The sequence below is a fragment of the Ruegeria sp. TM1040 genome (genome assembly GCF_000014065.1).
In the GTDB taxonomy this organism is placed as follows: domain Bacteria; phylum Pseudomonadota; class Alphaproteobacteria; order Rhodobacterales; family Rhodobacteraceae; genus Epibacterium.
In genome coordinates, this window is record NC_008044.1 from 1,642,624 (window position 1) to 1,663,987 (window position 21,364).

General features: G+C 61.0%; 22 protein-coding genes. 14 read left to right on the forward strand and 8 right to left on the reverse strand.

What is annotated here, in order from left to right; all coding sequences use genetic code 11:
- Nucleotides 1-35: 35 nt before the first annotated feature.
- Complete coding sequence (locus TM1040_RS12060) at nucleotides 36-875, reverse strand: alpha/beta hydrolase family esterase (RefSeq protein ID WP_044026760.1); 840 nt, start codon at nucleotides 873-875, stop codon at nucleotides 36-38.
- On the reverse strand, nucleotides 863-1,348 hold the full coding sequence (locus TM1040_RS12065) for a rhodanese-like domain-containing protein (protein ID WP_044027139.1): 486 nt from the start codon (nucleotides 1,346-1,348) through the stop codon (nucleotides 863-865). Before TM1040_RS12065 ends, TM1040_RS12060 begins: the two co-directional genes overlap by 13 nt.
- A gap of 329 nt (nucleotides 1,349-1,677) precedes the next feature.
- Between TM1040_RS12065 and TM1040_RS12070 the strand changes: the two genes are divergently transcribed.
- The 7 genes from TM1040_RS12070 to selD are packed head-to-tail and all read left to right on the forward strand — an operon-like array spanning nucleotide 1,678 to nucleotide 9,868.
- Entirely contained in the window at nucleotides 1,678-4,539 is a 2,862-nt protein-coding gene (locus TM1040_RS12070; RefSeq protein ID WP_011538872.1) for a monovalent cation/H+ antiporter subunit A, read from the forward strand.
- Nucleotides 4,540-4,543: 4 nt separating this feature from the next.
- A complete protein-coding gene (locus TM1040_RS12075; protein ID WP_011538873.1) occupies nucleotides 4,544-4,897 on the forward strand; it encodes a Na+/H+ antiporter subunit C in 354 nt (117 codons plus the stop codon).
- Nucleotides 4,894-6,516 carry a monovalent cation/H+ antiporter subunit D gene (locus tag TM1040_RS12080; protein WP_011538874.1) on the forward strand — a complete coding sequence of 541 codons (1,623 nt, stop codon included), beginning with the start codon at nucleotides 4,894-4,896 and terminating at the stop codon, nucleotides 6,514-6,516. Before TM1040_RS12075 ends, TM1040_RS12080 begins: the two co-directional genes overlap by 4 nt.
- Nucleotides 6,516-7,013, forward strand: coding sequence for a Na+/H+ antiporter subunit E (locus TM1040_RS12085; RefSeq protein ID WP_011538875.1), 498 nt, complete (start codon nucleotides 6,516-6,518; stop codon nucleotides 7,011-7,013). The genes TM1040_RS12080 and TM1040_RS12085 overlap by 1 nt, the downstream gene beginning before the upstream one ends.
- Complete coding sequence (locus tag TM1040_RS12090) at nucleotides 7,010-7,279, forward strand: K+/H+ antiporter subunit F (protein WP_011538876.1); 270 nt, start codon at nucleotides 7,010-7,012, stop codon at nucleotides 7,277-7,279. Before TM1040_RS12085 ends, TM1040_RS12090 begins: the two co-directional genes overlap by 4 nt.
- Before the next feature lie 10 nt (nucleotides 7,280-7,289).
- Entirely contained in the window at nucleotides 7,290-7,667 is a 378-nt protein-coding gene (locus tag TM1040_RS12095; RefSeq protein ID WP_011538877.1) for a Na+/H+ antiporter subunit G, read from the forward strand.
- 38 nt (nucleotides 7,668-7,705) lie between these two features.
- The gene (gene selD, locus TM1040_RS12100) at nucleotides 7,706-9,868 is read left to right on the forward strand and encodes a selenide, water dikinase SelD (RefSeq protein WP_011538878.1); all 2,163 of its coding nucleotides are present in this window, start codon (nucleotides 7,706-7,708) and stop codon (nucleotides 9,866-9,868) included.
- A gap of 26 nt (nucleotides 9,869-9,894) precedes the next feature.
- On the opposite strand, the gene mnmH is transcribed toward selD, so the two are convergent.
- Nucleotides 9,895-10,947 (reverse strand): tRNA 2-selenouridine(34) synthase MnmH, encoded by a 1,053-nt coding sequence (gene mnmH, locus TM1040_RS12105; RefSeq protein ID WP_044026761.1) that lies wholly within the window; start codon nucleotides 10,945-10,947, stop codon nucleotides 9,895-9,897.
- A gap of 84 nt (nucleotides 10,948-11,031) precedes the next feature.
- Here mnmH and TM1040_RS12110 point away from each other — a divergent pair, with 84 nt between their 5' ends.
- Nucleotides 11,032-11,499, forward strand: a complete 468-nt coding sequence (locus tag TM1040_RS12110) for a MarR family winged helix-turn-helix transcriptional regulator (RefSeq protein WP_044026762.1) — start codon at nucleotides 11,032-11,034, stop codon at nucleotides 11,497-11,499.
- Between the two features lie 32 nt (nucleotides 11,500-11,531).
- On the opposite strand, the gene TM1040_RS12115 is transcribed toward TM1040_RS12110, so the two are convergent.
- A complete protein-coding gene (locus TM1040_RS12115; RefSeq protein WP_011538881.1) occupies nucleotides 11,532-11,834 on the reverse strand; it encodes a DUF1992 domain-containing protein in 303 nt (100 codons plus the stop codon).
- Nucleotides 11,835-12,011: 177 nt separating this feature from the next.
- Nucleotides 12,012-13,592: a bifunctional metallophosphatase/5'-nucleotidase gene (locus TM1040_RS12120; RefSeq protein ID WP_011538882.1), complete on the reverse strand. Its 1,581-nt coding sequence runs from the start codon at nucleotides 13,590-13,592 to the stop codon at nucleotides 12,012-12,014.
- Between the two features lie 189 nt (nucleotides 13,593-13,781).
- Here TM1040_RS12120 and TM1040_RS12125 point away from each other — a divergent pair, with 189 nt between their 5' ends.
- Together TM1040_RS12125 and TM1040_RS12130 are read left to right on the forward strand one after the other, a co-directional pair.
- Nucleotides 13,782-14,120: a DUF952 domain-containing protein gene (locus TM1040_RS12125; protein WP_011538883.1), complete on the forward strand. Its 339-nt coding sequence runs from the start codon at nucleotides 13,782-13,784 to the stop codon at nucleotides 14,118-14,120.
- A 63-nt stretch (nucleotides 14,121-14,183) separates the two neighbouring features.
- Nucleotides 14,184-15,242, forward strand: a complete 1,059-nt coding sequence (locus tag TM1040_RS12130; RefSeq protein ID WP_011538884.1) for a quinone-dependent dihydroorotate dehydrogenase — start codon at nucleotides 14,184-14,186, stop codon at nucleotides 15,240-15,242.
- Between the two features lie 234 nt (nucleotides 15,243-15,476).
- Here TM1040_RS12130 and TM1040_RS12135 read toward each other — a convergent pair whose 3' ends face one another.
- The 3 genes from TM1040_RS12135 to TM1040_RS12145 are packed head-to-tail and all read right to left on the reverse strand — an operon-like array spanning nucleotide 15,477 to nucleotide 17,755.
- Nucleotides 15,477-16,799 (reverse strand): MATE family efflux transporter, encoded by a 1,323-nt coding sequence (locus TM1040_RS12135; RefSeq protein WP_011538885.1) that lies wholly within the window; start codon nucleotides 16,797-16,799, stop codon nucleotides 15,477-15,479.
- 18 nt (nucleotides 16,800-16,817) lie between these two features.
- A complete protein-coding gene (locus TM1040_RS12140) occupies nucleotides 16,818-17,336 on the reverse strand; it encodes a PaaI family thioesterase (protein ID WP_011538886.1) in 519 nt (172 codons plus the stop codon).
- On the reverse strand, nucleotides 17,333-17,755 hold the full coding sequence (locus tag TM1040_RS12145; protein ID WP_011538887.1) for a PaaI family thioesterase: 423 nt from the start codon (nucleotides 17,753-17,755) through the stop codon (nucleotides 17,333-17,335). The genes TM1040_RS12140 and TM1040_RS12145 overlap by 4 nt, the downstream gene beginning before the upstream one ends.
- Before the next feature lie 125 nt (nucleotides 17,756-17,880).
- On the opposite strand from TM1040_RS12145, the gene TM1040_RS12150 reads away from it, so the two are divergent.
- The 4 genes from TM1040_RS12150 to TM1040_RS12170 all read left to right on the forward strand — a co-directional run bounded on the left by TM1040_RS12150 (nucleotide 17,881) and on the right by TM1040_RS12170 (nucleotide 21,341).
- Nucleotides 17,881-18,249: a MerR family transcriptional regulator gene (locus TM1040_RS12150; protein WP_011538888.1), complete on the forward strand. Its 369-nt coding sequence runs from the start codon at nucleotides 17,881-17,883 to the stop codon at nucleotides 18,247-18,249.
- A gap of 539 nt (nucleotides 18,250-18,788) precedes the next feature.
- Entirely contained in the window at nucleotides 18,789-19,190 is a 402-nt protein-coding gene (locus tag TM1040_RS12160; protein WP_011538890.1) for a MerR family transcriptional regulator, read from the forward strand.
- A 64-nt stretch (nucleotides 19,191-19,254) separates the two neighbouring features.
- The gene (locus TM1040_RS12165; RefSeq protein WP_011538891.1) at nucleotides 19,255-21,036 is read left to right on the forward strand and encodes an acyl-CoA dehydrogenase C-terminal domain-containing protein; all 1,782 of its coding nucleotides are present in this window, start codon (nucleotides 19,255-19,257) and stop codon (nucleotides 21,034-21,036) included.
- 92 nt (nucleotides 21,037-21,128) lie between these two features.
- Complete coding sequence (locus TM1040_RS12170; RefSeq protein ID WP_005629582.1) at nucleotides 21,129-21,341, forward strand: hypothetical protein; 213 nt, start codon at nucleotides 21,129-21,131, stop codon at nucleotides 21,339-21,341.
- Nucleotides 21,342-21,364 lie beyond the last annotated feature (23 nt).

Consider the following 21,364-nt stretch of genomic DNA (forward strand, 5'->3'; position numbering starts at 1 on the left):
TAGAAGAAAAGAGGCGTCAGCCACCGGTCTGTGTATCAGCCACCGGTCTGTGCATCTGTTGGGTCGGCCTCAAGCCAGTCGACGACACGGCCGGCCCAGCCCGAAGGAACCCTATGCCCGCCGGGAAAGAGCTCAAACGTGAGGGCCGCCCCATCGCCGCAAGACCAGCTGCGCATCGACAGATCTCCGTCCTGCCAGATTTCAGCAGGGGCATGGGTCTCGCATCCCAGCGTGTCGCGCCAGAGCTCCAGACCCGCCCAGATGTCACCTTGCACAAAACGCCCGCCGCCCAGGATGCGCCCTTCGAGCGGAACCACGCGATCCGCCCAGCCGTGGCTGTGGTAAAGCCGCAAAGGGCCCTCGCATTCCTTTGGTTGAGGTCTCCAGAAGCCGCCTGCAACCGGCAGATAAGCCGCAAAAGCATCCGGGTCGCGACAGGCGAGATAGTTCACCATGAAAGCGCCGGAGGAAAACCCCGCCAAAACAGAGTGTTCAGGATCAACATCAAAGCGTTTTACCGCGTCCTTCAGAACGTCTTGCAAGAAGGTGAAATCATCCCGCCCGCCAAACTCGGGCAGGAATGACCAGCTTCGCACGCCTTGCGCGCCGCGGGCGCCATTTGGGGCGATTACGGCGTAACCGCGCGCTGTAAACCCTGTGACCATCTGCTCCAGATTCATGACATTTTTCGCAGATCCGCCATGGCCATGCAGGAAGACAATGGCTGGCGTCTGGTCTGCGGGCGTGTCAGGGAGCACGATCTGGTAGCTGCCAGTGTCCAGTCTGCAGGCGGTCTCTGGCGTATCACAGGCGGCGGCACCTTCGACAAGCGTGAGGGTGGCAATCGTGGCCAGTAGCGGGATCATCCTGTCCATGGGCGCACCGGCAGGTTGCTGCTGAGCCAGCCCGGCCCGGCAGTGGATCCATAGACGCCTTCCGGGACATCGATGATGTCCTCAAATCCCGACGCAAGCAACTGTCGGGTGAGCCGCGCCGAGCGCACGCCTCCGGCGCAGATCAAGGCCACCGGGCGACCGGGGTCCTGCACCTGAAGTGCGCGTAGCGCCTCCTGAAAATCCGCCCGGCGCATATCTAGGGGGACTGCCCCTTCAGGGATGCCGGTCTGGCGCCATTCAGAGGGGGTGCGAATGTCAAGGAGCAGGATCTCGCCCGTCTGCGCGTCCTTGTGGGCCTGCGCGACCGAGAGGATCCGGCCTTCATGGGTGGGACGGTGTCGCGACAGCCCCCACCAGCCCCCTGCCCCAAGCAGTAGAGCGCCGCCGCCCAAAAGAAACACGCGGCGGGAGGATCGCGTCGAGGGGGGCGTGCGAGTGTGATCCTGTTTCATTTGCATATCCAAGTCTTTGCGGATCCAATTTATCACAGCCATCCGGCGGATGTGCGCAGAAGATCGCGGCCGGACTTCAAGATCGCGTCATCTGAAGTCACCCGGTCCAGCGTCACAATACGCTGACCCGAGCGGGCTCCTGTTTGCGCAAACCGCCAGTGTCATCCTCACCAAAACATGCGGCGCAATGTCACATTTGGCCTGAACGATACGAAAACCTGACTTTTTCTGCCGGATTTTGTGGAACCGGACTGGAAATTTCCTTACTCCAGTAACAGCTAGGAGCCTATTGCCGCCATAACAACAATCCACAACCTGGAGAGTATGACGTGTCCCTTTTCCTAATAGCAGCCCTGCCGTTTCTCGGCGCGCTGTTTCCCGCGCTTCTGATCCGCGCCGGTCGCAATGCCTCGGCCTCATCTGCCGGGCTGGCGACGGGACTTGCCTTTATTGGATTGATGCTACACGCCCCCGCCGTGATGCGCGGCGAGGTGATCCATGTGGGCGTCGACTGGCTGCCCGCGCTTGGGCTATCAGCCAATTTCTTTCTGGATGGGCTTGGGTTTCTCTTTGCTACCCTGATCCTCGGGATCGGCCTGTTGATCATTGTCTATGCGCGGTTTTACCTCTCGCGGCAGGATCCGATGGGGCAGTTCTACACCTACCTGCTGCTGTTCCAGGGCGCGATGGTGGGGATTGTTCTGTCCGACAACATCCTGCTTTTGCTGATTTTCTGGGAACTTACGTCACTTTCCTCATTCCTGCTGATCGGCTATTGGAAACATCTGCCCGAAGGCCGTCAGGGTGCGCGGATGGCATTGACCGTCACCGGCATGGGTGGGCTGGCCATGATTGGTGGCATGCTGATCCTCGGGCATATTGCCGGATCTTATGACATCAGCGTTATCTTGCAAAACAAGGACGCGATCCAATCCTCGGATCTCTATCTGCCGGCGCTGATCCTGATCCTCATCGGTGCCTTTACAAAATCGGCGCAGTTCCCGTTCCATTTCTGGCTGCCACATGCGATGGCCGCGCCGACGCCGGTTTCGGCCTATCTGCACTCGGCCACCATGGTCAAAGCGGGGCTTTTCCTGATGGCGCGTCTGTGGCCGGTGCTTTCGGGCACGCCGGAGTGGTTCTATATCGTTGCCACCACAGGCCTGATCACCATGGTGCTGGGTGCCGTGATTGCGCTCTTCAAGGATGACCTGAAGGCGCTCCTGGCGTTTTCGACAGTCTCGCATCTGGGCCTGATCACCATGCTTTTGGGTTTTGGCACCAAATACGCAGCCGTGGCGGCGGTGTTTCACATCATCAACCACGCGACCTTCAAGGCGGCGCTCTTTATGTCGGCGGGGATCGTCGATCACGAGGCCCACACACGCGACATCAAACGCCTCGGCGGGTTGCGACACCTGATGCCGGTGACCTTTGTGATCGCGACAATCGCTTCGCTCTCGATGGCGGGTATTCCGCCGCTCAACGGGTTCCTCTCGAAGGAAATGATGCTGGATGCGGCAGAAAAGACCTCCTGGCTCTCGTCGCCCTATATGATTGCAGGGCTTGCCACCTTTGCGGCGATGTTCTCGGCGGCGTATTCCTTCCGCTACATCGCGCATGTTTTCCTTGGCCCCAAGCGCGAGGACTACCCTGCAAAACCGCATGATCCGGGCTTTGGCATGTATGCCTCCCCCGCGCTTCTGGTGGTGCTGGTGGTGCTGATCGGCCTGTTCTCGGCCAAGCTCGTCGGGCCGCTGGTGGCGGCGTCGGCCAGTGCGGTCATCGGTGGCGAGAAACTGCCCTATTATTCGCTGAAGCTCTGGCATGGGTTCACACCTGCGCTTTATATGTCGGTGGTCGCTGTGCTCGGTGGTCTGGTGCTTCTGTCACTGCATCGCCCGCTCGAACGCGTATGGAATGCGCTCCCGCGCCCCGAGGCCAAGGTGATCTTTGATGCGATCGTAAGCGCGCTGACCGGGCTCGTGCAGGGGCTGACCGGGCGGCTGCATGATGGATCGCTCACGCGGTATGCCGCGATCATGCTGAGCTTCACCGTCGCGATCAGCCTTTATGCCTATGTTACCGGGACGATGGGCCTGCCGACGCGGCCGATGCAAGAGGCGGGCGTGATGCCCATGGTGGCCTGGTTCTGCCTTGCGATGGCTGCGCTCTGTATCGTTGTGTTCCACCGCCAGCGCTTTGTCGCGCTGATCCTGATCGGCATTGTCGGCCTGATCGTGTCGATGTCCTTCAACTATCTCTCCGCGCCGGACCTTGCGCTGACGCAGATCTCGGTCGAGGTGGTCACCATCATTCTGATGCTGCTGGCGCTGAATTTCCTACCCAAGGAAACCCCGGTAGAAACACCGCTGTTCACCCGCATGCGCGATGGCGCCATCGCCATCATTGGCGGTCTGGGCGTCGGTGGGCTGATCTATGCAATGCTGGTGCGGGATTTCGCGTTCCCGGCGATCTCCGGCTTTCACATCGAGAACTCCTACAAAGGCGGTGGCGGCACCAATATGGTGAACGTGATCCTTGTGGACTTCCGCGGCTTTGACACTTTTGGCGAAATCATCGTGCTGGGCATCGCCGCTCTGGTGATCTTTGCCCTCACCGAAGCGGTCCTGTCGACACGCGTGCGCGCCTACCTCCTTAATCGCAAACCCGATCTGGAGCAGGCAGGCGACAGCCATCCCGGCATGATGGTGGTGGTCACACGGATGATGATGCCGGTGGCCCTGATGGTCGCGGCCTATATCTTCTTCCGAGGGCATAACCTGCCGGGCGGTGGCTTTATCGCCGGTCTGGTCGCGGCGATTGCGGTGATCATGCAGTACATGGCATCTGGCTTTGGCTGGGCGACCGAACGCCAGCGCTACCCCTATCACGGGATCATCGGCTCGGGCGTGCTGATCGCTGCAGCCACGGGTCTTGGGGCCTGGTTCAACGACCAGCCCTTCCTGACGTCCGCCTTTGGGTATGTTCACATCGAACCGCTCAATGAGTTCGAGGTGGCCACGGCGGCGCTCTTTGATCTGGGCGTGTTCTTGGCGGTGGTCGGCGCGGTGATGCTGGCTCTTGAAAGCCTTGCGCGCTTTGCCTGGCAGCCCGGCACCGACTCTGAGCATGCCATTGAAATCAACCCTGCCCGCGATGCTGCGGCGCAAGACATGAAGGAGGTCTAAGAGCATGGAGCTTCTTGTTGCATCCGCCGTTGGCCTGCTCACCGCGGCCGGGATCTACCTGATCCTGCGTCGGCGCACCTTTCCGGTGATCCTTGGCACGTCGCTGCTGTCTTATGCGGTGAATGTGTTTCTCTTTGCCACCGGGCGTCTGGCGACAGACGCGCCGCCGATCCTCAACAAATATGCCGAAGTCGCCTATGCCGACCCGCTGCCGCAGGCGCTGGTTCTCACGGCCATCGTGATCTCCTTTGGCATGACCGCGGTTGTGGTGATGGTGGCGCTCGCCGCCTATCTCAGCGCCCGCGACGACAATATCAACATGGACGACACTGCGCCTGCGCAGGGAGAGGACGCATGAACCATCTTCTGATTGCGCCCATCGTGCTGCCCGCATTGGTGGCGCCATTCATCATTATGACCTTGCGCTATCACATTGATTTGCAGCGCATATTCTCTTTGACAACGAATGTGCTACTGGTTGCCATCGCGATGGCGCTGGCGGTACAGGCCGCAGATGGCACCGTGCAGGTCTACGAGCTCGGCGACTGGCAGGCGCCCTTTGGCATCGTGCTGGTGCTTGATCGGCTCTCGGCCATGATGGTGCTGCTGACCACCGTTCTGGCCCTTGCCGTAAACCTCTATGCAATCGGCAGCAAATGGGACGAGCGCGGCGCGAACTTTCATGCGCTCTATCTCTTTCAGCTCATGGGCGTCATCGGCGCGTTCCTGACGGGCGATGCGTTCAACCTCTTTGTGTTCTTCGAAGTGCTCTTGATCGCGTCCTACGGGCTAATGATCCACGGCGGTGGTGCCCGGCGGTTTCAGGCAGGCGTGCAATATGTGGTGTTCAACCTTCTGGGTTCGACGCTGTTTCTGTTTGCGCTTGGCACCATCTACGGGGTGACCGGCACGCTCAACCTCGCGGATCTTGCGCAGCGCGTCGCCGAACTTCCGGCTGAAGACAGCGCCCTTATTCGCGTGGGCGCGGTGATGCTGCTTCTGGTCTTTGCGATCAAAGCCTCGCTGTTGCCGCTGCATTTCTGGCTGCCAGCCTCCTATGCCAATGCACCCGCGCCGGTGGCCGCGCTCTTTGCGATCATGACCAAAGTTGGCGCCTATGCGATCCTGCGCGTCTATACGCTGGTGTTCGGACCCGACGTCGCGGTGGTCGATGGGCTGGTGGAAAGCTGGTTGTTGCCTGCCGCGCTTTTGACCATTGCCATCGGGGCGATCGGAGTTCTGGGTTCCAAGGAAATCGGCAAGCTGATGTCCTTTGGCGCGATCACCTCTGTGGGCACGCTGCTCACGGCGATTGCGCTCTTTACGCCCGAGGCCACCTCGGCCGCGCTCTACTACACGGTGCATTCGACGCTGGCAGCCGCAGCGCTGTTCCTCGTGGCCGACATGGTGCGCGAACGCCAAGGCGGGGACATAGCCCCCAAGCCAGTCATGGCGCAAAGCGGGCTCATCTCGGTGCTCTTTTTCGTGGCGGCCATCGCCACGGCGGGCATGCCGCCTCTGTCCGGTTTCCTTGGCAAACTGCTGATCCTTGACGCGGCGCGCGACAATACGCTTGCAGTCTGGGTCTGGGGCGTGATCCTCGTGAGCTCTCTTGTGACCATCATGGGATTTGCCCGCGCAGGCACTCTGATCTTCTGGAAAAGCCATGGTCTGCCCTCCGAGCAGCCCGCGGAGGAAGACGCAAGCGAGAGCGCCACAACGACGACAGAGCGCACATCCGCCCTGCCCTTCGTGGCTTGTTTCTCGCTTCTGGCAGGGCTGGTCGCGCTGACCCTCTTTGCCGGACCGGTGACCCGCTATACCACGGCCACCGCTGCGGATCTCTTTGCGCCCGAGGCCTATATCGAGACGGTCCTTGCAAACCGCGACCGCCCGGTAGTTGAGCCCGACGCAGATGGCACAGACAAGGCCAAGGACGATGGCGCCGCTGCGCCCAAATCGGAGGAGAGCAACTGATGAAACTCCTGAACCGACTGCTTCCGCACCCTCTTTTGACGCTGATGCTGACAGTTATCTGGCAGCTTCTGGTCAACAAGGTCACGCCGAACTCGCTGCTGTTTGGGTTCTTCCTCGGGTTGCTGATCCCCTTTGTGACCCAGCCCTATTGGCCCAACCGCCCCAAACTCAAGAGCCCGCTGCGGCTTGCGACCTATGTGCTTTTGGTGTTCTGGGACATCGTCATGGCCAACATCACGGTGGCGCGCATCATCCTGTTCATGCCCAACAGCAAGCGTCAGCCCACCTGGGTGTCGATCCCGCTTGAGATCCGCGCGCCCGAGGCCATCGCCATGCTGGGGGGCACCATCACCATGACCCCGGGCACGCTGACGGCGGATATTTCGTCGGACGGGCGCTATCTTCTGGTGCATTGCCTGCACGCGCCCAACCCGGATGAGGTGCGCGACGAGATCAAGACCCGCTACGAACGCCGCCTGAAGGAGATTTTCGAATGATCGAATATGCCTATATCTTCGCCTTCGGCTGTTTCGCCCTGGCGATGCTGATGAACCTCTGGAAAGTCGTGACAGGCACAGAGGTGACCGACCGGATCCTCGCGCTTGATACCATGTTCATCAACTCCATCGCCCTTGTGGTTCTCTTTGGGGTGTTCCTCAGTTCCGAGATCTTCTTTGAGGCCTCGCTGATCATGGCGATGCTCGGGTTCATCTCTACCGTGGCCTATGCGCGCTTCTTGCTGCGCGGCAACATCATCGAGTGAGGAGAAAGACATGATTGCTGAAATTCTCATCACCGCATTCATCGCCCTCGGCGGGATCTTTGGTTTTGTGGGCTCCTTTGGCCTGCTCAAGCTCAATGATCCGATGTCACGCATGCACGCCCCGACCAAGGCCACCACGCTGGGCGTCGGTGGCGTGCTTCTGGGCTCCATGCTGCACGCCATCGTTGTCGAAGGCCGCATCTCGGCACACGAGCTGCTGATCACGCTGTTTTTGCTGATCACGGCCCCGGTCACGGCAAATTTCCTTGCCAAGGTGTTTATCAACCAGCAGACACAGCCCAAAGATCTGCCCGTCCCCGGAGACTGCAAGCTCTGGGCGACGCACAACAAACCTGAACACCACACGGCCAGCAGCCCCGACGCCTAACGCAGGGGGCCGCGGCCCGCGCCCCCCGGAGGCCCATGATGCACGCTCCCCGCCTTCCCCTGACCCGCGATCTGGTTCTTGTGGGAGGCGGACACACCCATGCGCTTTTGCTCCGGATGTGGGGCATGAAGCCGCTTCCCGGCGTGCGACTAACGCTGATCAATCCCGGACCAACCGCGCCCTATTCAGGGATGCTGCCGGGGTTTGTCGCCGGTCACTACACGCGGGATGCCCTCGACATCGACCTGGTAAAGCTCGCGCGTTTTGCAGGCGCGCGGCTGATCTTGGGAGCCGCTGAAGAAATCGACCCGATCTCAAAGCGCATCACCGTGCCGGGACGACCCGCGATCGCCTATGACGTGGCCTCCATCGACATCGGCATAACATCGGCAATGCCAGAACTGGTGGGTTTTGACGATTTTGCCATTCCAGCCAAGCCCCTGGGCAGGTTTGCAACCCGCTGGGATGCCTTTCGCAATGGCTCCGATCCGGCCCGCATCGCCTGCATCGGTGGCGGTGTCGCTGGCGTAGAGCTGATCCTCGCAATGGCCCATGCGCTGCGCCAGCAGCAGCGACTGGCTCAGGCGACCCTGATCGATAGCGGATCTGTCCTTTCTGTGCTGACCTCGCAGAGCCAGACCCGCCTGCGCAAGGCGCTGGACGCCAACGGGGTACGCATCCTACAACAGACCCGGATCGACCACCTGAGCGCGGGTCGCATTCATCTTGAAGGCGGCCGGGTGATCGACAGCGATTTCACGGTTGGTGCAGCAGGCGCGCGCGCCTACGGCTGGCTTGAGACCTCGGGCCTTCAGCAGCATGAGGGGGCGCTGGTCATCTCTGAAACGCTCCAGACGTCGGACCCGGATGTATTTGCCTGTGGCGATTGCGCTCATATGGCCTATGCGCCCCGACCCAAGGCGGGCGTCTATGCCGTGCGTCAGGCTCCCGTGCTCTATCACAATCTCAAGGCGGTGCTTGGGGGCGGATCGCTGAAGTCTTATCAGCCGCAAAAGGACTATCTGAAGCTCATTTCCATGGGCGATAAATCGGCGCTCGCGGATCGTGACGGGCGCAGCTTTGCCGGTGGCCTCCTGTGGCGGTGGAAGGATCACATCGACCGCAAATTTATGGGCAAGTTTTCCGCCCTGCCACAGATGCCCGCCCCCGCCCTGCCCCGCAGCCGCGCCAAAGGCATGGAGGCGGTGCTTGGGAGCAAACCCATGTGTGGGGGCTGTGGCTCGAAAGTCGGGCGGCACGCGCTACACGCGGGGCTTGGTGCTTTTTCCGGTGCGCAACGCGCTGATGTGACGCCCCTGCCGGGGGATGACGCCGCACAGCTCATGACGGGCAGCGCGACACAGGTCATCAGCACCGATCACTTGCGGGCCTTTACCGAAGATCCGGTGGTGATGACTGCGATCGCCGCGCAACACGCGCTCAATGACATCTGGGCGATGGGAGCGCATCCACAGGCCGCAACCGTAACCCTGATCCTGCCCCGCCAATCAGCGGACTTGCAGGAACGTCTGCTCGCCGAGATCATGCATAGCGCCCATCAGGAAATGACAGCCGCCGGCGCGGCCATCGTGGGCGGTCATACCTCTTTGGGTGAAGAACTCACCATTGGTTTTACCCTGACCGGCCTATGCGAGACGCCCCCGTTGACGCTTGCGGGGGCGCAGGCGGGGGATCACCTGATCCTCACCAAACCGATTGGCTCCGGCACGCTGATGGCAGCAGAGATGTCGGGCACAGCGCCGGGCGCCTGTGTGGCAGAGGCGCTTGATCTGATGTGCCAGAGCCAGCGCGACGCCGCCACTGTTTTGCGCCCGGTGGCCCATGCGATGACGGATGTCACCGGCTTTGGCCTCTTGGGGCATTTGCAGGGCCTCTGTGCGGCCTCCGACCTCGGAGCCGAAGTTGACTTTGATGCCATCCCGCTGATGGCGGGCGCTGCGGCGCTTGCGGAGGCAGGTGTGCGCTCTACCATCTTCGAGGACAACGCGGCTCTTCTGCCAGGGATCGGCACAGCCGGTGCGCGCGCGCTGCTCTTTGACCCGCAGACCTCGGGCGGGCTATTGGCCTCGGTTGATCCAGCGCGCGCATCCGACGCCCTTCGTGAGTTGAAAAACCATGGCTATCACGCTGCAAAGATTGGAGAAATACGTGATGCAGACCAAGGTATCGTGATCCGTTAGCAGGAGCGCTCTTGGCCCTCTAAGGCTCAGGATGCGTCGAGCAGCTCCAAGATCCGCTGAGCTGCCTGTTTGCGCGCGGCCTCGTCAAGTCCCGTCAAGGCAACCTTGCGCTGGTCGCTCACCTCATATCGGCTGCGCGCCTTGCGATAGGCCGGATCATAGTGATCCGCCATCAGCCGCGCCACCAGCGCAGGTTTATCCCCCGCCGCGATGAGCTCGAACCAGGCATCTACTACAGCGCCTGAGCGGTGCTCGCGCAGAAGTCCGAGCTTTTCGCGCAGGGTCTCTGCGTTCGACAGGATGTCGTCGTAAGCCTCCAGCAAATAGGCACAACGCGCCGCGAAGGGCACCTCAAGATCAATCCGTGGCGCCGCCTTCATGGCATCCCAGAGGCTCGGAGGCAGGATCCGTGCGCCGATCTTGCTGGCTTCTGCCTCAACGAGCACCGGACGTGCCGGATCCATCTGGGCAAGAGCACAGGCGATGTAGCTTTCAAAGCGTTTCTGACTTGGCTGCCCGCCCGGCATCTCGCCCAAGAGCGAGCCACGATGCCCCGCAAAGCCTTCGAGATCCAACACCTGGCCGCCCATCTCGGCGACCTGTTTCAAGATCTCGGTCTTGGCGGTTCCAGTGAGCCCGTCGAGCAGCATCAAACGATGCGCAAGCGGCGCCTCATACATCGCCTGATGCACAAGCCGGCGATAGCTCTGATAACCGCCCTTGACCACTTCGGCCCGCCAGCCAATCTGGCTCAGCATCCAGGTAAAGCTACCGGAGCGCTGACCGCCGCGCCAGCAATAGACCAGAGGTTTCCAACTGCCTTCGTGGTGGCTCAGCCGATGTTCAATATGGTCAGCGGCGTTGCGAAACACCATCGCTGCCCCGATCTTGCGCGCCAGAAACGGGCTCTGCTGCACATAAATTGTGCCCACGTCGGCGCGTTCGGCGTTGTCTAGCACTGGCAGATTGATCGCGCCGGGCACGTGATCCTCGGCGTATTCCGCCGGGCTGCGCACATCGATCACCGTGTCATGCCCATGCGCGAGAAAATCGGAAAGAGTTTGAAACATGAGAGCCATGCCCCATCTCATAGGGGCAGAGGGCGGACAACAAAATACGAAACATGGAGACTCCGCCCAGAAATCATGCAACGGACGACGCCCATGTCAGACCTGGAACTGGAGATAGACACCCAACCCGCGACATTGATCCGCCGTCTCAACCAGATTGCGGTGGCACGGTTCACCTCGACGATGAGCGCGGCGCAGCTGGACCTGACCCCGGTGCAGTATGCGGCCCTTTCGGCGCTCGAGGCGCATCCGGGTGTGGACCAGGCCACGCTTGCCACACATGTCGGCTATGATCGCGCAACGCTTGGCAAAGTGGTGGAGCGGCTGGAAGCCAAAACACTTCTGATCCGCGAGGTAGACCCCAGAGACCGGCGCGCACGTTGTTTGCGCATCACCCAGAACGGAGCGCAGCTCTTGTCAAAGGTGCACCCTTTGGTAGAGGCTCTGCAGCCGCGCATATTGGACGGGCTCACTGCCGCCGAGCGCAAGGAACTGATCCGCCTGTTAGAAAAAGCAACGCGCGCTCAGTTCAGCGTCTCACGAGAGACAGAACAGGCCTAGCTGCGCCCGACTGTGCAGGCGACCAGTGCCGATTAGCCTCGTTTGCGCGCCAGCTCCAGCCGCGCTTCGGTCATCGACAGATCCGCAATGATTTGGCGCCGTCTGCTGCGGTCGCCCGTCTCGCGCAACTCCTCGCGCAGTCGTGCCAGCTCGCGGCTGAGCGCGACCACCTCGGGCACTGCGCCATTGTCCTTGAGAATCCGGTTCATCACCGCGTTTTCGGGATCATCACAGGGCGGCAACGGTCGCCCGGCGCCTTCGAGATTGTCGAAAGCACCGTCTTTCTCAGCGGCCTCGATGCGCGCATTGATAAGATCGATCAACGGGTGGTCCATGGCGTGCAGACTACCCGGCCACTCACCTCCAGACAAGAACCCGCACCCGCCGCCGCAGAACGCAAAACCCCGGCGGAACGAACCGCCGGGGTCTCGGAAAGTGCCGCCTAATGCCGCATGCGCTGACCTGTTGTTTTGCGCGGCGCAAACCAACAGGCTCAGGAGCGGACGGGGCCGTTACTTCTTGGTGATGCGGCCGTCGGTATAGGCGCTGTAGGGGCCGACCTCGGCGAGGTATTCGGCAACAACATCCGCAAGGTCGGGGCCAAAGTCATAAGCGTTCTTGTCGTCGCCTGCGAACATCTTGTAGCCGTCGCCGCCATTGCGCACGTAGTTGTTGGACACAACGCCGTAGGTTTTGGCCGGATCAATCGCAACCCAGGTCTCGCCTTCCATGACCATCACGTCGGAAATGCGCGCGCCCGGCTCCTTGGAGGCGTCAAACGCATATTTCAGCCCTGCAACCTGCGGGAAGCGGCCTGCGCCGTCCTCGATCTGCCCAACGCCGTTTTCCAAGGCCTCAATCATCGTCTGGCCGGAGACCTCAAAGGTGGAGAGCGTGTTCTGGAACGGCAGGACGCTCAGCACTTCACCCATGGTGACTTCGCCCGCATCGATCGATGCGCGCAGACCGCCACCGTTCTGGATCGCAATGCTCACACCCTGATCCTTGACGCGGGCCAGCATGGCATCCGCGACGAGGTTGCCCATGGCACATTCGCCAGCGCGGCAGACATCACGCGAGCCTTCGACCGCATCGGTTGTCTCGGCAACCACGCGGGTTTTCATCTCATCGATGGGAGCACCCATCTCCTTGATGCGCGCGACCATGTCGGCATCCGGCGTCACAGAGGCATCAAGCAGGATCGGCTCGCCCGCAGCGGAGATGACATTGCCTTCGTCATCAAAGGTCACAGTGAGCTCGCCCAGGTACTTGGTATAGGCATAGGCCTGCACCACTGGCACATCGCCCACCATGGTCGGATATGCGCCCGCGGCACGATCAGAGGTGTTGGACAAAAGCGTGTGCGAATGACCACCCACGACGAGATCCACCCCCGGCACTTTGGCGGCGATTTCCATATCCTTGGCCAGACCCACATGGGTCAGCGCGATGATCTTGTTGACGCCTTCTGCCTGCAGGGCCTCAACGTCGGCGATCAGGCTGTCGATCTCATCCTGAAACACCACATTCGGCCCCGGCGAGGAGGTCTCGACCGTGTCTGTCGCCAGCGCGGAGATGATGCCGATTTTCTCGCCGCCCACTTCAAGCACGACATGGTTGCCCACCTTGCCTTTCAGGAGCGGCTCGGAGCTCAGATCGAGGTTGCCGGAAATCACCGGGAAAGACACAGTGTCGACAAATTGCTGCAGACCGGCCGGTCCGTCGTCAAATTCGTGGTTGCCCACCGCCATTACGTCATAGCCGATGTCTTCCATGAACTCGGCTTCGGCTGCCCCCTTGTAGGTGGTGTAAAACAGCGAGCCCTGGAACGGGTCGCCCGCGTCCAGCAGAAGCACGTTCTGGCCGTCGAGCTCGGCACGTTTGGTGTCGACCATGGTCTTGACGCGGGCGATGCCGCCAAAACACTTGCCCTCGGCCTCGTCATCGGCGCCGCAAGTGGAATCATATTTGCTGATCGACTCGATGCGGCTGTGGATGTCGTTGGTGTGCAAGATCGTCAGCTTGTACTCGGCCGCGGCCATGCCAGCCGTAAGCCCCAGCGCCGCTGCCGACGTCAGAAAACGTGAAATCATAGGATAAACCCTCACCTTCGTTATGCCGCCTCTACTGGCGGTTGTTATGGGATCAATATTCATGATCTTTGTCCGAACAGTCAAAACCAAACTTACGTGACAGTGGGATCAAGACGCAGGGGAAACTTTGGCCCTTTGCACGCAGATGTGCTCTTGCGCTGGGACATGGACTGAGGGCATGAGAGAGCCATGCTGATATACAAGATTTTCCGTGACGATGAATGGCGCGCCTTTGAGGCCGCCGGTGAAACCGATGGCGCGCCCGTGGATCTCGCGGATGGCTACATCCATTTCTCGACAGCCGCGCAGGCGACCGAGACCGCAGCCAAGCATTTCGCCGGTGCCGAGGGGCTTTGGCTTCTGGCGTTTGAAGCAGACCAGATGGGCGATGCGCTCAAATGGGAGCCCTCGCGCGGGGGCGCTTTGTTTCCCCATCTCTATCGCCGCCTGACCCTTTCGGAGATGCTCTGGGCAAAGCCACTGCCGCTGGTCGAAGGCACCCATCGCTTCCCTCAAGAGATGGTCTGAAGACCCTCAGACCCCACCCCGCGGCGCGCACGCCTGCGCCGCATCCGCTAGGAGGCCCTGCCCATGAAGCTGAGCGAGAAACTTGCCCTCGGGCTGATGCATCGCCTTGATCCCGAAACCGCGCATGGTCTGTCGATCAAGGCGCTCAGAGCGGGGCTGACGCCACGCCCTGGTCCGGTGACATCACCGCGCCTGCGCACGGATGTGGCGGGTCTTTCGCTGCCGAACCCGGTGGGGCTTGCAGCCGGGTTTGACAAGAACGCCGAAGCGCTTGCTCCGCTTTCAGAGGCTGGCTTTGGATTTATCGAAGTGGGGGCCGCCACGCCGCGCCCGCAACCGGGCAACCCCAAGCCGCGCCTTTTTCGTCTGAGCGAAGATCGCGCCGCCATCAACCGCTTTGGCTTTAACAATGAGGGCATGGACACGATCGGGAAGCGCCTCGCGCAGCGTCCAAAGTCGGGCGTGATCGGCCTCAACCTCGGGGCCAACAAGGACAGCGAGGACCGCGCGCAGGATTTCGCCCGCGTGCTCAGCCATTGCGGCGCGCATCTGGATTTTGCCACCGTGAACGTGTCGTCGCCCAACACAGAGAAACTGCGCGATCTGCAGGGCAAGGATGCTCTTGCTTCACTGCTGGCAGGGGTCATTGACGCCCGAGAGGCCCTGCAGCGCCCCATCCCGGTCTTTCTCAAGATTGCGCCGGATCTCGACATATCCGGGCTTGATGACATTGCCGAGGTCGCGCGTGACAGCGGCATTGATGCGGTGATCGCCACCAACACGACGCTTTCGCGCGACGGCCTGAAAAGCACGCACCGGGACGAGATGGGCGGCCTCTCGGGCGCGCCCCTATTTGAGCGCTCGACACGGGTGCTGGCGCAGCTTTCGCAACGTCTGGATGGGGCGGTGCCGATCATCGGCGTCGGGGGCATCTCCACGGCTGAAGGCGCCTATGCCAAGATCCGCGCTGGAGCCTCGGCGGTGCAGCTTTATACGGCGCTGGTCTACGGCGGGCTGTCGCTGGCCTCTGAGGTCGCTTCGGGTCTTGATGCATTGCTCGCGCGAGACGGGTTTTCAAATGTCGCGGAAGCGGTTGGCACAGGGCGTGCGGACTGGCTCTGAGCCAGAGAGTACAGTAGTCGCGATCCGCCTCCGGACCGCTCCCGCCCGTCAGGTTGGCTTTTGAGAAAAGCCCCTTCCCGTTGGGCCCGGCAGGCCGCGCCAAAGGCGCGGCCTGCCCCCCGCGATTTGCAGAGCAGAGCGCACCCCCTCTAAAGTATCAGCCCAGATGAGAGCGGAACCCGCGTTGCTCACTTGGCTGCGATCCCTTGGCTTTCTTCTGCCGGATGCGCGGTTTCAGGGCGCGGTGATGCCGGCCTCCAGTCTTGGGTAGCGCAGCGCCAGAGTCAGCGCGCGTGTGACATTGAGCACCATCAGCGCCATCCACAATCCATGGTTTCCAAACATCGGCACGCAAATTGCAAGCGCAACGCCGTAAACAGCCACCGACTGCAAAGCGGCAATCCTCATGTCGCGTGTCCAGGTCGCGCCGATAAAGATCCCGTCAAACATATAGCTTGCGACACTCAGAAGTGGCGCAAACGCCAGCCAGATCAGGTAGGCGCGCGCGGTCTCGCGCACGTCGGGTGCGGTTGTCATCAGGTCAACAATCCACGGCCCCCACAGCCAGAACCCCACCCCGAGCGCCACGGCAAAGCCGATGCCCCAATAGCTCGATACCAATGCGGCGCGACGCAGCCGACCACGATCCCGCGCCCCGACCGCCCCACCCACCAGCGCCTCGGCGCTGAAGGCAAACCCGTCGAGCGCAAAGGCCGTGATGTGCAGAAACTGAATCAACACCTGATTGGAGGCGAGCCGCACATCGCCCATATCCGCGCTGAGAAACAAGAATGTGGTGAACGACAGTGTGAGCAGCACCGAACGCACCATGATGTCGCCATTGACCTGAACCATCCGCTTGAGGCGCGCACGGTCAAAGATCCGGCCCCAGTCATGCCATTGATCGCCCGCAAAGGCTGAGCGGCAATACCAAAGTCCAAGCACCAGCCCCGAACACTCTGCGATCAGGGTCGCAATGGCCACGCCCTCGACCCCCCAGTCGAGCCCGAGCACAAACCACAGATCCAGCAGGATATTGAGCCCATTCATCCAGATCTGCAGCAGGAACACGGCGCGGGTGCGCTCGATGGCGATCAGCCAGCCTGTCACCGCATAAAGCCCGATGGTTGCGGGCGCGCCCCAGATTCGGATCTCGAGATAGCGCCGCGCCAGTTCCTCGACCTCGGCGCTGGCAGGGGCAATCGTAAATGCGCCCCAGAACACAAGCGCCTGAGCAACAATGAAAAACGCACCCGCCCCAAAGGCCAAGAGCAGCCCCCGCATCAGCAGCGCGCCCGTCTCAGCCAGATCGCCGGCGCCACGCGCCTGCGAGGCCAGCCCGGTGGTGCCCATCCGCAAAAAGCCAAAGACCCAGTAGATCGTCGACAGAATGACCGTGCCAACGCCCACCGCTCCGATCGGGGCCGCTTCGCCAAGTTGTCCCACCACGCCGGTGTCGACGGCGCCGAGGATCGGCACGGTGGCATTGGACAAAACAATCGGCAACGCGATCTTGAGCACCCGGGAATGGGTGATGGGGCCTGACGCCTCCGACATAGGGTATTCCTTTTGAAATCAGTTGCCTGAGGGGCGTTCCTGCGGCATCAGGAAATGACCCGTCGCTTGTGCAAAGAGCTTTTCCTTATGGTCCTGCCATGCGGCCACATGCACAGAGGCATACCGCCGTCCAGAGCGATTGACCGTTGCACGCGCATAAGAGTCGCGCGGCAGGCCCGAGCGCAGATAGTCGACGGTAAAATCAATGGTCTTGGGCAGACGCGGCATCTGGCCTGCGGCCATTGTCTCCACGTCCAGCTCTCCACTTTCAAATTGGGGCCACAGATGGAACCACTGCAGGGTGATAACGGAGGTCACCTCCAGAAAGGCCGCCGTCGCACCGCCGTGGATCGCAGGCAGCATCGGGTTGCCGATGATATTTTCATGAAAATGCATAGTCGACGTCAGCTCATCGCCGCGGCGCTCAAAGGTGATGCCGAGAAAGCCAATGTAGGGCACCGATTCCACCAGCGCCGCCAAGGCAGCATCACGGCGTTGCTTGATCACCTGCACGGGTTCGGGACGGGGGCGGCTCATCGTTTTGGCTCCAGCGTGAAGGCCCCGGAGGCGGTTGCAACGGGCACTTCTGTTTCGTCATCGGTTGCAACTGCGCGCACGAAGGCCACGTTGCGCGTCACGTGATGACAGGTGGCGGTGGTGGTGATGGTCTGTCCCGGCGTTGCACCGCGCATGTAGTCAATGCGCAAATCAATGGTCGCGGTGCTCGACGGCTGGCTCGGGTGGCTCATCACGGCCGCGCCGCAGCAGGTGTCCATCAGCGCCGACACAGCGCCTCCGTGGATCACACCTGTCTCGGGGTCCCCAACGAGTTTCTTGTCATAGGGCATCACGATCACCGCGCGCCCATCTCCGATTTCGGTCAGCTCCATACCAAGCGCCTTGGAATGCGGGATCGCCTCGATAAACTGGCGCGCCAGCTGCGTTTTTTCTGCCATCACTTGCTCCTGACCGAATATGCCTCATTTATTCCGCGCATGGGGGCAAAGCGCAAGGCTCGCGAAACTCCCAGTTGCACCGGTTGGTTCAGTTGCTTAGGTTGCCCGAGCAAGGGAGGACATGGATGACCGAAACAAAACTGTCATTCAAGGAGATGTGCGCCGAGTTCGATGTGACACCGCGCACCCTTCGGTACTATGAATATATCGAGCTGTTGCAGCCCGAACGTCAGGGCCGCTCGCGGTTCTACGGCGCGCGCGACGTGGCGCGGATGAAGCTGATCCTGCGCGGGCGCAAGTTCGGCTTTCAGCTCGAAGAGATCCGGCAATGGTTGCTGATCTACGACAAGGAAGGCGACGAAGCGCAAAACCGCGCCTTTATCGAGATGGCCGACCGGCAACTCAAGGAGCTGGAACTCCAGCGCCAGCAGATCAACGAGGCGATGGACGAACTCACTGATCTGCGCAAGGTGACGCTCGGTTTATTGAAGTAGGTCACTCGCCCGTTGCACCCACCGAGAGTAGCTGCGCAAGGCACAACAATGGACATACACGACTGTATCGGCGAGACCTCTTTCTACCCGCAGCTGCTTTTCTGGTCTGGGGGTCTGATCTCGGGTATTTTCGTAAAGCTCAAGGAGGACCTCACTGTCGCACAAATGTGCGCGGTCTTGGTCGGTCGTCGCAAGATATCGAGCAACAAACTGCAATGGGCGCTTCTGGTGCTTACGTTACTGCCCCCTCTCGCGCTGCGGCTGTATCTCATCGACAGATGCCTGTCATAGGGGCCTATTGGCAAACTTAAATCAGCCTGTTTGCGCATGCATTGCGGATACATGACGCTGATTTAACCTCTAGAATTTTTGGCTTTTCCTCAAAACGTCACGTCAAATCGCCCTGCCACCACGTCACCCCTCAAAGTGACGCGGCGTCGGAGTTACGTAAACGTCAAGTTCATGTTGTAACTTCCTCCATGAGCCGCCAAGGTTGACGTCAGAAGCGCCAACGTAAAGCAACATCTGAGTGACGCCCTATGAGTGAAGACACCAAATCCATTCGCGAGATGTGCGACGAGTTCGGGGTAACTCCGCGCACGTTGCGATTTTACGAAGCCAAGGAATTGTTGTTCCCGATCCGGGACGGACAAAAGCGGCTCTTTACCAAACGCGACCGCGCCCGCCTCAAGCTGATCCTGCGCGGCAAGCGCTTTGGCTTCAGCCTGGAGGAAATCCGCCAGCTTCTCGATCTCTATCACATGGGCGATCAGCAGCTGACGCAGCTGAGCCGCACCTATGAGATCGCACAGGAACGCCTGGCCGACATGGAGCGCCAGCGCGACGAGCTGACCGAGGCCATTGATGACCTGAAGGATCAGCTGAAGTGGGGCGAAAAAGTCATCGCCTCCATGAAAACAAGCGCCAAGGCGGCCGAGTAACCTCGCCGCCCTGCCCGACTGATTGAACCGCTAAACGCACCACATCCAACCTTTGAGGACCGCGATGCCGAGCTATACCGCACCCACCAAGGACACCCAATTCGTCCTGCACGATGTTCTGAACATCAAGGACGCAGGAATCCCCGGCTATGACGAGCTGGAGCCCGATTTCACCGGCGCCGTTCTGGAAGAAGCCGGCAAGATTGCCCGTGACGTGCTGCACCCGCTGAATGTGGTGGGCGACACCGAGGGCTGCCGTCTGGAAAATGGCGTTGTCTACACCCCGACCGGTTTCAAGGCCGCGTTTGAACAAGTCAAAGAAGGCGGCTGGCCCGGTCTCGACATGCCGGAACAATACGGCGGCCAGAACATGCCCTATGTGATCGGCACCGCCGTGGGCGAGTTTTTCTCTGGCGCGAACCAGGCGTTTACCATGTATCAGGGCCTGACCCATGGCGCGGCTTCGGCCATTCTGGCGCATGGCACCGACGCACAGAAAGATACCTATCTGCCCAAGATGGTCTCTTGCGAGTGGACCGGCACCATGAACCTGACGGAGCCCCATTGCGGCACCGATCTGGGCCTCATGCGCACCAAGGCCGAACCGCAAGACGATGGGTCCTATCTCGTCACCGGGCAAAAAATCTTTATCTCTGCTGGCGATCACGACATGTCCGAAAACGTGATCCATCTGGTGCTGGCCAAGATCCCCGGCGGCCCCGATGGTATCAAGGGCGTGTCGCTCTTTATCGTGCCGAAGTTCATCGTGAATGAGGACGGCACCCCCGGCGAGCGCAACGGCGTTTCGGTCGGCAAGATCGAAGAGAAAATGGGCATCCACGGCAACTCTACCTGCGTGATGAACTATGATGGCGCCAAAGGTTGGCTCCTCGGGGACATGCACAAGGGCATGCGCGCCATGTTCACCATGATGAACGAAGCGCGTCTGGGCGTGGGCATGCAGGGTCTGGCGCAGGCCGAGGCCGCCTATCAAAACGCGGTGGAATACGCCAAGGACCGCCTTCAGGGCCGTGACGTGACCGGCGCGAAGAACCCCGATGGCCCGGCAGATCCGCTGATCGTCCACCCGGACATTCGTCGTAACCTCATGGATCAAAAGAGCTTTGCCGAGGGCGCGCGGGCCTTTATCCTCTGGGGCGCGACCATGATCGACAAGGCACATCGTTCTGGGGACAAGGACGCCGATGGGCTGATCTCTCTGCTCACGCCGGTTATCAAAGGGTTCCTGACCGACAAGGGCTATGACATGACCGTGCAGGCCCAGCAGGTTTACGGCGGCCATGGCTACATCGAGGAATGGGGCATGTCGCAATATACCCGCGACGCCCGTATCGCAATGATCTACGAGGGCGCAAACGGCGTGCAGGCGCTGGATCTGGTGGGGCGCAAGCTGGCGCAGGACGGCGGCAAGCACGTGATGGCCTTCTTTGACATGGTCAAAGGGTTCTGCAAGGAAAACGCCGAGATCTCTGACGCTTATGCCAAGGACTTCATTGAGCCTCTGAAAGCGGCCTCCAAGGATCTGCAGGCGGCCGGGATGTATTTCATGCAAAACGGCATGAAGAACCCCAACAATGCGCTCGCAGGCTCCACCGATTTCATGCACATGTTCGGTCATGTCTGCCTTGGCCTCATGTGGGCGATGATGGGCAAAGCCGCGCAAAAGGCGCTTGACGAAGGGGCGTCGGACGCGGCGTTCTACGAGACGAAACTCGCCACCGGCCGCTACTATATGGCACGTCAGTTGCCCGCGACAAAACTGCACCTGGCCCGCATTGAGACCGGTGCCGACACGGTGATGGCGCTCGACGCCGCACAGTTCTGATCGCGCTGAGCGACACGACATGGGATGTGTCCCGTTTGGGGCGCATCCACCCTTGGCCGCCGGGGCGCATTTGGAATTGAGAGGATCCGAATATGCCCAAACGCTTTCGCCTGACCCGCCGCTTTCCCGTCGCGATGACGGAGGATGGGTTTCGCAGGCTCAAACGTTTTGCCCAAGAGGCCGGACTGGACGAGGGAGAAGCGTTGTCCTTTCTGTTCGAGAATTTCGACAGCGTGACCAACCACGAGAACCTGACCCACCGGTTGCGGCTGTTCAATGCCGAATTGGAGGATCGAAAACGCTAGCGCAGGGCACGCACCGCCACGCG